Annotated in this window: 10 protein-coding genes; all 10 read left to right on the top strand. The window is 62.8% G+C overall.

Annotation, left to right across the window (positions count from 1 at the left end):
* The first annotated feature begins 126 nt into the window (after window positions 1–126).
* The 10 genes from EDD78_RS06435 to EDD78_RS06390 all read left to right on the top strand — a co-directional run bounded on the left by EDD78_RS06435 (window position 127) and on the right by EDD78_RS06390 (window position 11,819).
* Window positions 127–1,815, top strand: a complete 1,689-nt coding sequence (locus EDD78_RS06435) for a sensor histidine kinase (protein ID WP_132084372.1) — start codon at window positions 127–129, stop codon at window positions 1,813–1,815.
* Window positions 1,805–2,584 (top strand): response regulator transcription factor, encoded by a 780-nt coding sequence (locus EDD78_RS06430; protein ID WP_079698261.1) that lies wholly within the window; start codon window positions 1,805–1,807, stop codon window positions 2,582–2,584. The genes EDD78_RS06435 and EDD78_RS06430 overlap by 11 nt, the downstream gene beginning before the upstream one ends.
* Window positions 2,585–2,686: 102 nt before the next feature.
* On the top strand, window positions 2,687–3,793 hold the full coding sequence (locus tag EDD78_RS06425) for an extracellular solute-binding protein (RefSeq protein WP_165873129.1): 1,107 nt from the start codon (window positions 2,687–2,689) through the stop codon (window positions 3,791–3,793).
* A gap of 90 nt (window positions 3,794–3,883) precedes the next feature.
* The gene (locus tag EDD78_RS06420) at window positions 3,884–4,960 is read left to right on the top strand and encodes an ABC transporter ATP-binding protein (protein ID WP_132084370.1); all 1,077 of its coding nucleotides are present in this window, start codon (window positions 3,884–3,886) and stop codon (window positions 4,958–4,960) included.
* Window positions 4,957–6,615 (top strand): ABC transporter permease, encoded by a 1,659-nt coding sequence (locus tag EDD78_RS06415; protein ID WP_132084369.1) that lies wholly within the window; start codon window positions 4,957–4,959, stop codon window positions 6,613–6,615. The genes EDD78_RS06420 and EDD78_RS06415 overlap by 4 nt, the downstream gene beginning before the upstream one ends.
* A gap of 27 nt (window positions 6,616–6,642) precedes the next feature.
* Window positions 6,643–7,434: a histidinol-phosphatase HisJ family protein gene (locus tag EDD78_RS06410; RefSeq protein ID WP_079698264.1), complete on the top strand. Its 792-nt coding sequence runs from the start codon at window positions 6,643–6,645 to the stop codon at window positions 7,432–7,434.
* A gap of 157 nt (window positions 7,435–7,591) precedes the next feature.
* Window positions 7,592–9,076 carry an APC family permease gene (locus EDD78_RS06405; protein ID WP_132084368.1) on the top strand — a complete coding sequence of 495 codons (1,485 nt, stop codon included), beginning with the start codon at window positions 7,592–7,594 and terminating at the stop codon, window positions 9,074–9,076.
* Between the two features lie 69 nt (window positions 9,077–9,145).
* Window positions 9,146–10,546 carry an MATE family efflux transporter gene (locus EDD78_RS06400; protein ID WP_117507728.1) on the top strand — a complete coding sequence of 467 codons (1,401 nt, stop codon included), beginning with the start codon at window positions 9,146–9,148 and terminating at the stop codon, window positions 10,544–10,546.
* 131 nt (window positions 10,547–10,677) lie between these two features.
* Window positions 10,678–11,376 carry a deoxyribose-phosphate aldolase gene (deoC, locus tag EDD78_RS06395; RefSeq protein ID WP_132084367.1) on the top strand — a complete coding sequence of 233 codons (699 nt, stop codon included), beginning with the start codon at window positions 10,678–10,680 and terminating at the stop codon, window positions 11,374–11,376.
* 20 nt (window positions 11,377–11,396) lie between these two features.
* Complete coding sequence (locus EDD78_RS06390) at window positions 11,397–11,819, top strand: pyridoxamine 5'-phosphate oxidase family protein (protein ID WP_187138715.1); 423 nt, start codon at window positions 11,397–11,399, stop codon at window positions 11,817–11,819.
* Window positions 11,820–11,860: the final 41 nt, after the last annotated feature.

Here is an 11,860-nt window from a genome sequence, read left to right as displayed (position 1 = left end):
CTGCGGCGCTTTGCTTTCTTTGGCGGGGGGCGGATTTTGCCAAAGGGTCGGGACAGGGGAAAAAATAGATGATATAATGACATTAATATTGCAGTCTCGCCAACACGACCTGAGGAGGGGAGCGCCATGGTCTCCAGCCGCTACCAGAAAAAGCTCAACCGGCAGATCACCCAATACGGCATATTGACAGTTTTCATCTGCTTTACCGGCTTCTTCGCGACCCTGATCGCCTACACCGGCTTTTACAACTCCTACCTGTCCTACCGCTACAGCGCGCAGCTCGAGGCGTCCTTTAACCGGGTGGTGGGCGGATACGAGGGCTATCTTCGGGACGGGGACCAGCAGCGGACCATGCTGGACTTCCTCGATGGGACGATCAGTGAAAACCACCTGTCCTACCTCTTCCACGATGCGCTGCGGGACATCCCGGTCGGGGCCGACCTGATCCTGCGCGACGCCGCGGGGAAGGTGCGCTTTACCACCTTTTCCGAGCGGGAGCGCACGCGGCATCTGCTCTACTTCGATGAGATCGTGCAGGTGGACCATGCAAAGGGCAGGAGCCGGGAAATCTACCGCACGGTCTATTACATCGGCGGGGAGTTTTCCCGCTATCTGCTGGTGGAGAGCCTCTACGATGGGAACGGGACGTACCGGGGCGGGGCCGCGCTCTACCTGGACGGCCAGGAGTGGAACAGCCAGCTCAACAGCAACCACTACACCAGCGTGATCACCGGCCAGGGCGGGCGGGTGATCGCCAGCTCCAACCGCTCGATGGTGGACGGGATGAACCGCTTTTTGCCGGTCCGGGGGAGGAGGATCACCCTGGGGGGCCAAAGCTACTGGCTCCACGGGCGCACGCTGCCGCGGGAGGAGGCCTCGGTCTACGCCTTCGTCTACTCCCCGCCGGCGGGGGGCTACCTGATGACCGGGTGCGTGGTGATCGCGGGCATATTGCTGCTGACCATCGCGCTCTGCCGGCGCTTCTCGTCCAATGTGGCGAACATCAACTCGGCCTCCCTCACCGCGCTGCGCGACGAGATCGCGGTGATCAAGGAGGGGAGGGTGGACCACCGCATCAAGCTGCGCAGCGACGATGAGTTCGAGGCCATCGCCGCCCAGATCAACGCCATGCTGGACAACATCGAGGCGCTCTCTTCGCGCAACCTGGAGCTGCTGCGCCAGAGCACCGAGATGGAGATGCGCCAGCTGGAGGCGCAGTTTAACCCTCACTTTTTGTATAACACCCTGGAGAGCATCCGCTACTCCATCAAGCTCGACCCGCAGGCGGCCGACCGGATTATTTTGAAGCTCACCGGCCTGCTGCGCTACAGCATTCGGGACAGCCAGCATCTGGTGCGCGCCGAGGAGGATTTTTACATGCTGCGGGATTACCTGGAAATCCTTTGCTACCGCTTCCAAAATCGGCTGAGCTATCATATGGAGATCGCGCCCGAATGCCTTGGGTACCCAATCCCGAAGCTGCTGCTGCAGCCGGTGATCGAAAACAGCATGAAGTACGGCTTCCTCTCCCGGCGCGAAATCCGGATCGGGATCTGCGGCTGGGTGGAGGAGGGGTATCTCTATTTCCGGGTGACGGACGACGGACGGGGGATGGACGAGGAGCAGTTGCAGGCGGTGCGGCGTCAGCTCGGGGAGGACGGGGGCGAGCACAAGGGACTGCACCACATCGCCCGGCGTCTGCAGCTGCAATACGGCGCCGAAAGCGGGATCAGCATCCAAAGCGAGCGGGGCTCGGGCACGCAGGTGACGCTGAAGATCAGGTGTGGGGAGGGGTGGCAGTCAAATGAGCTATAAGCTTCTGGTCGCCGAGGACGAGGATGTCATCCGGCGGGGGCTGATCTATTCCATGAACTGGCGGGCGCTCGACTGCAGCGAGCCGCTCGAGGCCGGGGACGGGGAGGAGGCGGTGCAAAAAATCCTGGAGCACCGTCCGGACATCGTGATCCTGGACATCAACATGCCGGTGCTCGGCGGCTTGCAGGTGCTGGAAAGCACCCAGGAGCAGTGCGGCTACGCGCCGATCATCCTCAGCGGCTACGCGGATTTTGAATTCGCGCAGACGGCCATGCGCTATGGGGTGAGCAGCTACCTGCTCAAGCCCGTGGACTTCGGGCGCCTGGGCGAGGCGATCGAATCGGCCAAGGTCGAGCGGCAGCGCACCGCCATGTTCCGGCAGACGCTAGCAAAGCAGGACGAGCTGCGGCAGGTGGACCTGCTGGCCCAGCTGCGGGACGCGCGGGTCAAAAACGAGGCGGTGCGCGCCATGCTGGAATATGTCGAGGGGCACTATGCCGAAAAGATCACCGTCTGCGACCTGGCGCGCCTGCTCTGCTACAGCGATACCTTCCTCACCCGCAAATTCAAGGAGGTGGTGGGGATCAACTTCAACGATTACCTCAACCGCCTGCGGATCCAAAAGGCGATCGGGCTGCTGCTGCATTCCGGCAAGCGGGTGCAGCAGATCGGGGAGGAATGCGGCTTCCACGACTATAAATACTTTAACACCGTCTTCCGCAAATATCTGGGATGCAGCGCGGGGGAATTCCTGAAATATATCAAATAGAGCAGAATTTTCTCCAAAACAGACAGTTTTCTGGTATTTTCAACGAAATACCGCGATGGTATCATGAAGACAAGAAATCCAGATAACAAAGGAGGAGACTTCATGAAACGGTTTAGAAGGTTGGCGCTGGCGCTTTCCATCGCGATGATCGCGGCCTCGGCCGCCGGATGCAAGAGCGGCTCGTCCGAGCCCTCATCGCAGCCGGAGAGCGGATCACAAGCCCCGGCGAGCGAGGCGGGCGGACAGGGGGACAGCGGTACGGTGGGGGATGCGGAAAAGAAGCTCGTGATCTACTCCCCTTCGACCGAGGCGCAGATCAACGCGGTGGTCCCGCTCTTCTCGGAAAAGTATGGGATCGACTGCGAAGTGATCACCGGAAATACCGGCGAGATCGTGGCGAGGGCCGATGCCGAGAAGGAAGCGCCCTATGCCGACGTCATCTTCGGCGGCGGAGCCTCCACCTACAGCCAGTACCGCGACGTCTTTGAGGATTATGTAACCTCAAACGACAGCGAACTGATTGATACCTGCAAAAACACCACCGGCTATATCACCAATCACAACGTGGACGCCACCATCATCGTGGTGAACACCGACCTGATCGGAGACATCGAAATCAACGGCTACGAGGACCTGCTCAACCCCGCGCTCAAGGGCAAGATCGCTTTCGCAGACCCGACCGTGTCCTCCAACGCCTACGCCCACATCGTCTCCATGCTGGAGGGCATCGGCGGCGGGGATGAGGCGGCCGGCTGGGATTTCATCGCCAGGTTTATTGAGAATCTCGACGGGAAGCTCCAGTCCGGCTCGGGCGCTGTCTGGAAAGCCGTCGCGGACGGCGAGATGGTGGTCGGCACCTCCTATGAGGAGGCGGGGATCACCCTGGTGCGGGACGGCGCACCCATCAAGGTGGTCTACGCCAAGGAAGGGGTCAGCGTGGACCCGAGCACCTCGGGGCTGATCAAAAACTGCAAGCACCCGGAAAACGGCAAGCTGTTTTTGGATTTTATCATGACCAAGGAGGTGCAGAACATCTTCTGCTCCGAGCTGGGGATCCGCCCGGCGCGCGACGACGTCGAATATCCGGACTACTTCGTGCCCGCGTCGGAGATCAATGTGCTGCACGAGGACAAGGAATTCTACGACGGCAACAGCCAGACGATTGTCAACCGGTATATGGATGTGTTCCAGGATGTATACCCCGGCTGATTCGGTTTTCGGAAACGGTGAGGCTTTGGAACACTCCAAAGCCTCGCCGCTTTTAAAGGGACCCATCAATATGAAATGCAGGTGTGCAGGATGAGTAAAATTAAAATATCCAACGCGGTAAAAAAATATGGGAGCAATACGGTGATCTCCGGGCTGAACCTGGACATCCGGGATGGGGAGCTCTTTACCCTGCTGGGGCCCTCCGGCTGCGGGAAGACCACCCTGCTGCGGATGATCGCGGGCTTCAATTCGATCGAGGGCGGGGACTTCTACTTTAACGAGCGGCGGATCAACGACATCGACCCGAGCCGGCGCAACATCGGCATGGTGTTCCAGAACTATGCCATCTTCCCCCACATGACGGTGCGCCAGAACGTGGAGTTCGGGCTGAAAAACCGCAAGATTCCAAAATCCCAGGTGACCGCCGAGGCACAGCGCTTTTTAAAGCTCATGCAGATCGACCAGTACGCCGACCGGCTGCCTGAAAACCTGTCGGGCGGGCAGCAGCAGCGCGTGGCGCTGGCGAGAGCGCTGGCGATCCGCCCGGACGTGCTGCTCATGGACGAGCCGCTCTCCAACCTGGACGCCAAGCTGCGCCTGGAGATGCGCCAGGCCATCCGGGACATCCAGAAGGAGGTGGGGATCACCACCGTCTACGTCACCCACGACCAGGAGGAGGCCATGTCCATCAGCGACACCATCGCGGTGATGAAGGACGGCGTGATCCAGCATCTGGGCACCCCCAAGGACATCTACCAGCGGCCCCGCAACCTCTTTGTCGCGACCTTCATCGGGCGCACCAATGTGCTCGAGGGGGAATACCGCGACGGGAAGCTGCGGCTGGACCAGGGGTATCTGCTGCAAAACGGCATGTGGGACAAGATCGGCGACCAGCCGCTCAAGGTATCGGTGCGCCCGGAGGAGATCGTCATCGCCGACGGGGAAACCGGGCTGCGCGGCACGGTGCTGGACAGCATCTATCTGGGGCTCAATACCCATTATATCATCCGCCTGTCGGGCGGGGAGAAGATCGAGCTGATCCAGGAATCCACGATGGAGGAGCTGATCCCCGCCGGGACCGCGGTGAACCTCATGGTCAAAAAGGAAAAGATCAACCTGTTCACCGGGGACGGCAGCCGCAACCTCCTCAGGGGGGAAGCGTCATGAAAAACAACAACAAATTCCGCCTCGATGCCTGGGGCGGCATAACGCTGCTGATGCTGGGCTTCTATGGCCTGTTCCTGCTGTTCCCGCTGGCCAACCTGACGGCGATGGCCTTTACCAGCACCGAAACCGGCCGGTTTTCCTTTGAGCATTTCATCCGCTTTTTCTCCAAGCCCTATTACTCGTCGACGCTGAGCAATTCCTTCAAGGTGTCGATCGCGGCGACGGCCACCTCGCTGCTCGCCGGGGTGCCCTTGGCCTATTTCCTGACGGTCTATAAGATCAAGGGAAAGAAGCTGCTGAGCATCCTGATCATCATCTCCTCGATGTCCGCCCCCTTTGTGGGCGCGTATTCCTGGATCCTGCTGCTGGGGCGCAACGGGGTCATCACCAAGTTCTTTGGCGGCCTGCTGGGGATCCAAATGCCGGATATCTACGGCTTTGGGGGGATTCTCCTGGTCTTTACCACCCAGCTCTACAGCCTCATCTTCCTGTATGTGCAGGGGGCGCTGCGCAAGGTGGACAACTCCCTGATGGAGGCCAGCGCCAACATGGGCCGCACCGGCTTCAGGCGTTTCTTTACCGTGGTGCTGCCGCTCATCATGCCCACCGTGCTGGCCGCCGCTTTGATGGTGTTCATGTGCGCGCTCTCCGACTTCGGCACGCCCATGCTCATCGGCGAGGGGTACCGCACCTTCCCGGTCATCCTTTACAGCGAATTCATCGGCGAGGTCTCCAAAAACAAGGGCTTCGCCTCGGCCATCGCGATCATCGCGCTGGCCATCACCACCGTCGTATTCCTGATCCAGAAGTATGTCGGGACAAAAAAGGCCTTTTCCATGAATTCCCTCCACCCGATCGAGGAGAAGGAGCTCAAGGGCGCGGCAAAAATCATCGTGCACGCAATCTGCTACCTGGTGGTGGGGATTTCGATCCTGCCGCAGGTCTACGTCACCTATACCTCCTTCCTCAAAACCAAGGGGGTCACCTTTGTCAAGGGATACTCGTTCGACAGCTACGTGAAGATGGTCGACCGCCTTGGCAACAGCATCCGCAACACCCTGATCATCCCGGTGGTGGCGCTCGCATGCGTGGTGTTCATCGCCGTGCTGATGGCCTATGTCACCGTGCGCCGGCGCAACCTCGTCACCAATACGGTGGACGTGATCTCGATGATCCCCTATGTGATCCCCGGAACGGTGGTCGGTATCGCCATGCTCACCGCCTTCAACACCCGGCCTATCCTGCTCAGCGGCACCATGACCATCATGGTCATCGCGCTGATCATCCGGCGCCTGCCTTATACCACCCGTTCGTCGGTGGCGATTTTGCAGCAGATCCCGATCAGCATCGAGGAGGCCGCCCTGTCGCTGGGCAGCAGCAAGATCAAAACCTTCTTCAGGATCACGGTGCCGATGATGGCCTCCGGCGTCCTCGCGGGGGCGATCCTCAGCTGGGTCACCATGATCAGCGAGCTGTCCACGGCGATCATCCTCTACACCGGAAAAACACAGACCCTGACGGTGGCGGTATACACCCAGATCATCCGGGGCAACTACGGGATCGCCGCGGCCATGGCGACCGTGCTGACGGTGCTGACGGTCGCCTCACTGCTGATTTTCAACCGCCTGAGCAACGGAAAAGAAATCACCATGTAAACGATACTTTGACGGGGAGGGCCGCTCATGCTGGATTTACATACCCATTCAGACTGCTCCTATGACGCCGACGATCCGCCGCTGGCGATGATGGAGGCGGCGCTCGCGCGCGGCATTGGCACCCTTGGCTTCACCGAGCATGTCGATCTCGACCGCGCGGGGGTCGCCGAGGGGAAGGCGCCCGCCGACTTCACCCGCTGTAAACGGGCGGTGGAGGAATTCTCTCCCGAAGGGAAGGGGCTCACCGTGCTGCGCGGGGCCGAGGTGAGCCTGGAGGATAGCGGTACCTCCGCCCGCTCCCGGGCGCTGATCGAGGGGATGGAGCTCGACTACGTCATCGGCTCGGTCCATTCGGTCGGCGGGGTGGGGGCCTACGTCCCGCAGTTTTACAGCCGCGGCGGGAAGCGGGAGGTGGTGCGCTGCTACCTCGAGCAGACGGCGAAGCTCCTCGGCACCTGCCCCTACTTCCAGGTGCTCGGGCACTACGACTTCGTCTGCAAGCACGCCCCCTGGGAGGACCGGGCGGTCCGCTACCGGGACGCGCCCGACGCCTTTGACGCAATTTTTAAACACCTGATCACCCACGGCCAGGCGCTGGAGGTCAACACCTCCGCCTGGCGGGAGCACCCCTGGGGGCTGGATGTGCTGACCCGCTACCGCGAGCTCGGCGGCGAGCTGCTGAGCGCCGGCTCGGACGCGCACAGCGCCTGGGAGCTCGGCAACCGGATTCCCGAGGCGCTGGAGCTGGCAAAGGGGGCGGGGTTTCGCTATATCACCCGCTTTCGCGCCGGGGGGCCCGAGCAGATCAAAATCACCTAGGAGCGAAAACGCTCCCTCCAGTTTTAAAGCGGCCGCAAGGATTGTCCTTGCGGCCGCTTTTTTGCGCCGGGCCGGAAAGACGGGCAATTTCTTGCCGTCGGAACCCTTTTTTCCCGTTTTGGCATAGGATGATGAGAAATCATTGGGGGTGTCCGACATGCAAAACGAACACAAAGACGGCCCGTCGCCGCAGGCCGGGCTCAGGCGCTGCCTGGGGCTGCGGGAGACCATCACCATCACCGTGGGCACGGTGATCGGGGTCGGGTTGTTCACGGTGGGGGCCAACGTGGTGGGGATGCTCGGCCCCGCCGTGATCCTGGCGACATTGGCGGCGCTGGCGGTGAGCGTCTATCCGTCCCTGCTCTACGCCGAGATGGGCGCCTCGCTCCCCTTTGCGGGCGGGACCTATCAATACGCCTCGCTGGGGCTTGGCCGCCCGATGGGGATGCTCGCGGGATGGAACTTCATCATCTCGATGGTGTCGGTGGCCAGCGGCGAGGCGCTGGCCTTCAGCTTCTATCTGCGCACCCTGCTTGGGGCGCTGGGGATCGCGCTGCCGCTGAGCGATCGGGCGCTCGCCTGCCTCGCGCTGGCCGCCTTTTTGGTGCTGGCGCTGTGCGGGGTCGAGCTGACCGGGCGGCTGCAAAACGGTTTTCTTTTCTTCTTCTGGGGGGTGGCCGCCGTCTGGATCCTCTCCTCTTTGCCGAGCATGCATTTCACGGCCTCGTTCGCGGTGGAGGCGCGCTATCTGACCCCGGGTGGCTTTCTCGGGTGCGTGGCCTTAATCTGGTGGTGCTTCGCCGGGTTCGAGACCTGCTGCGCGATGGGGGAGGAAATCCGCCATCCGCAGATCAACCTGCCGAGGGCTCTCTTCCTGGCCCCCTTTCTGGTCTTTGCGGTCAACGGGCTGTTCCAGTGGGCGCTGCTCTGCCTGGTGCCGTCGGGGAATTTGCATGCCCTGGCCGAGGCGGCGGCGCCCTACGCCGAGGGGATGCGCCTGGCGGGGGTGGCGGGGCTGCCGCTGGTGCTGCTCTGCGCCGGGATCGCCTTCGGCGGGGATTTCTCCACCCTCAACGCGAGCGTCAGCGCCCCGGCGCGCTACCTCTACACCATGGCGCGCGACGGCGCTCTGCCCGCCTTCTTCGGCAAGCTCCATCCGCGCCGGCAGACGCCCGTCCCGGCGATCCTCGTCCTGGGGGCGCTGATGATCGCGCTGGTGAGTACCGACTCGATCCCCTACATCGCCTCGCTCTCCCTCTTTGCCACCCTGCTCTACTATGTGATCGGGATCCTTTCCGCCTGCGGGCTGCGCCGGCGTATGCCGCGCCTCGCGCGCCCCTACCGCGCGCCGGGAATCCGGGTGGGCGCGCCGGTGAGCGTCGCCATCTACCTGCTGCTGATGACCCAGCTGGACCGGGGCGCCGTGCTGGCGGGCATAGCGTGGTGCGCGCTGGGGCTGCTGCTCTGGGCGGCGTGCCGCAAGCGGTACCCCGCGCCAGCGCGGGAGGAAGCGCCCCTGCCCGAGCCCCCCGGCGCAGATGAAAAGGCGAAGATGGACCGGGAATACCGCTTCTGGACAGCCGCGGTGGCCTGCCTTGCGGCGGTGGTGCTGGCGCTCAATCTCTGGGTGCTGCTGCGCTGATACATAACCCTTTCCCCTGCGGCATAAAGATAAAACAGCTTATTTTTTGCCGGGAGGGGGATGAAGGCCATGGCGGGGCAGACGCGCCTGACGCAGGGGAATGCCTTTTGGACCCTGGTGCGCTTTTCATTGCCGTTTTTGCTCTCCAACATCCTGCAGGCCTGCTACGGGGCGTCCGACCTGTTCATGGTCGGGCGCTTCTCGGATTCGGTGGGGGTCTCGGCGGTCGCCACCGGGGGGCAGATCATGCAGACCATCACCGGGCTCTCGATCGGGCTGACCAGCGGCGGCACCGTGCTCATCGGCCAGTATTACGGCGCGCGCCGCAGCCGGGACGTAGCCCACGCCATCAAGACCGGGGTGCTGGTCTTCGGGGCGCTCTCGCTGCTGATGAGCGGCGGGACCATCGCGCTGCTCGGCCCGATCTGCCGGTGGATGCGTGTGCCGCGGGAGGCGGTGCGCACCACCAAGGAATACCTCTTCATCTGCGCGTGCGGGATCCTCTTCATCGTGGGCTACAACGTCATCAGCGGGGTGCTGCGCGGGCTGGGGGATTCGCGCACTCCGCTGATCCTGATCGCGGTGGCCTGCGTGATCAACGTCTCGACCGACCTGCTGTTCGTGGGGGTCATGCGCCTGGGGGCGCCGGGTGCGGCGGTCTCGACCGTGATCGCCCAGGCGGCGAGCCTGCTGCTGGCGGCGCTCTACCTGCTTCTGAGGGGCTTCTTTTCCCGCTACCGGCAGCATGAGCCCTGCTTCAAGCTCTACGCGGCCAAGGGGATCCTCATGGCCGGACTGCCCATCGCGCTGCAGGAGGGGCTGGTCAACGTCTCGTTTTTGATCATCACCGCCATCATCAACGGGATGGGCCTCGTCGCCTCGGCCTCGGTGGGGATCACCGAGAAGCTGATCGCGTTCAGCATGCTGCCCACCACCGCCTTTGCTGCGGCCCTCTCGGCCATGACCGCCCAGCACAAGGGCGCGGGCCTGATGGAGCGCGCGCGGCGCTGCCTCAACATGGCCGTGGGGCTCTCGCTCTTCTTCGGCCTATGCTGCTTTGCGGCTGCGCAGCTTAACGCCCCCGGGCTGATCGGGCTCTTCACCAAGGACCCGGCGGTAATCGAGAGCGGCGCGTGGTACCTGCGCTCCTATAGCCCGGACTGCGTGCTGGTCTGCTTCGTCTTCTGCATGAACGCTTTCTTCAGCGGCGGCGGCCGGCCCGTCTTCCCGCTGATCCACAGCCTGGCGGCGACCTTCCTGGTGCGCATCCCGCTTTCCTACCTGTTCAGCCACGGGGCGCACCCGTCGATGTTCAAGATCGGCTTCGCCGCGCCGGCGGCCACCCTGTGCTCGCTGGTGCTCTGCGAGTGGTACCTCTCCCGGCGCTTCCCCTCGGGGGCGAAGCCGCGCGGGTCGGCCCTCCGGGCGGGGCTGCTTCGTGCGGGGGAGCGCAGCGGGGCGGCGGGCTGAAATAATTAAAACGGGGTGCGGCGACCGATGGTCGCCGCACCCCGTTTTGCTTTCGGGCAAAATCCATTTGCCAAGAGCGGCCGGGAGGGATATAATGGTGGCAGAATCCATCATGAAACGGAGGCCCATCCATGAGCGAGCTGCTGCACACCCTGACGCGCGAGTCCCTGGCACAGTATTTCGACCACACCCAGCTTGCGGCCAGCGCCACCGAGGCGGATATCGAAGCCCTCTGCCGCGAGAGCCTCGAGAACCGCTTTAAAATGGTGGCAATCAATCCGGTCCAGGTGCCGCTTTGCAGCCGGCTGCTGCACGGCAGCGGGGTGCATGTGGGGGCCGCCGTCGGCTTCCCGCTCGGGCAGAACACCATCGAGGAGAAGGTCTTCTCCGCCGGGAAGTCGATCGAAAACGGCGCGCAGGAGATCGACTACGTCATCAACATCACCGCGCTTAAATCGAAGGACTACGCCTACCTCGAGCGGGAGATGGCGGCGCTCGTCGCCGTCTGCCGGGAGCAGGGGGCGGTCTGCAAGGTGATCTTTGAAAACTGCTACCTCACCGGGGACGAAAAGTGCGCGATGTGCGAGATCGCCCTGGCGGTGGGGCCGGATTTTGTCAAGACCTCGACCGGCTTCGGCAGCGGCGGGGCGACGCTCGACGACGTGCGGCTGATGAAGCGGCAGGTCGGGGACAAAATTAAGGTCAAGGCGGCGGGCGGGATCCGCACGCTTGATTCGGCGCTTCAGATGATCGAGGCCGGGGCCGAGCGGATCGGCTCCTCGGCGAGCGTCAAAATTCTGGGGGAGTTTTGCCGCCTGCGGCAGGAATGATAAAGAAAGAGGGGATTTGGATGATGCGTGACCCAGTGTCCACCATCGGCAACCTGATCGACAAGCAGAGCACCGCCTACCTCGGCTCGGTGGACGGGGAGGGGTTCCCCAACGTCAAGGCCATGCTCGCCCCGCGCGTGCGCGAGGGGATCAAAACCTTCTACCTGACCACCAACACCTCCTCGCGGCGGGTGGCGCAGTTTCGGGAAAATCCCCGCGCCTGCCTCTACTTCTGCGACAGGCGGTTCTTCCGCGGGGTCATGCTCAAAGGGAGCGTCGAGGTGCTGGAGGACTCTGCCGCAAAGGCGCTGATCTGGCGGGAGGGGGACACGATGTACTATCCTGAGGGCGTAAACGACCCCGATTACTGCGTGCTGCGCTTCACGGCCAGCGCGGGGCGGTATTACAGCAACTTCAAGTCGGAGGACTTCGCCATCGGGTAGCCGCGCCGGCGGCTGCTAGCGGGCTTATATTTATTTAAACG

The organism is Harryflintia acetispora (assembly GCA_004340125.1).
In the GTDB taxonomy this organism is placed as follows: domain Bacteria; phylum Bacillota; class Clostridia; order Oscillospirales; family Ruminococcaceae; genus Harryflintia; species Harryflintia acetispora.
The sequence above is the reverse complement of the archived record's forward strand: the minus strand, read 5'-3'. Positions and strand labels throughout refer to the sequence as shown.

Bases quoted from the DNA above. Each gene is read 5' to 3' on its own strand.
- EDD78_RS06435 (WP_132084372.1), top strand. From the start codon at position 127: ATGGTCTCCAGCCGCTACCAGAAAAAGCTCAACCGGCAGATCACCCAA.
- EDD78_RS06430 (WP_079698261.1), top strand. From the start codon at position 1,805: ATGAGCTATAAGCTTCTGGTCGCCGAGGACGAGGATGTCATCCGGCGG.
- EDD78_RS06425 (WP_165873129.1), top strand. From the start codon at position 2,687: ATGAAACGGTTTAGAAGGTTGGCGCTGGCGCTTTCCATCGCGATGATC.
- EDD78_RS06420 (WP_132084370.1), top strand. From the start codon at position 3,884: ATGAGTAAAATTAAAATATCCAACGCGGTAAAAAAATATGGGAGCAAT.
- EDD78_RS06415 (WP_132084369.1), top strand. From the start codon at position 4,957: ATGAAAAACAACAACAAATTCCGCCTCGATGCCTGGGGCGGCATAACG.
- EDD78_RS06410 (WP_079698264.1), top strand. From the start codon at position 6,643: ATGCTGGATTTACATACCCATTCAGACTGCTCCTATGACGCCGACGAT.
- EDD78_RS06405 (WP_132084368.1), top strand. From the start codon at position 7,592: ATGCAAAACGAACACAAAGACGGCCCGTCGCCGCAGGCCGGGCTCAGG.
- EDD78_RS06400 (WP_117507728.1), top strand. From the start codon at position 9,146: ATGGCGGGGCAGACGCGCCTGACGCAGGGGAATGCCTTTTGGACCCTG.
- deoC (WP_132084367.1), top strand. From the start codon at position 10,678: ATGAGCGAGCTGCTGCACACCCTGACGCGCGAGTCCCTGGCACAGTAT.
- EDD78_RS06390 (WP_187138715.1), top strand. From the start codon at position 11,397: ATGATGCGTGACCCAGTGTCCACCATCGGCAACCTGATCGACAAGCAG.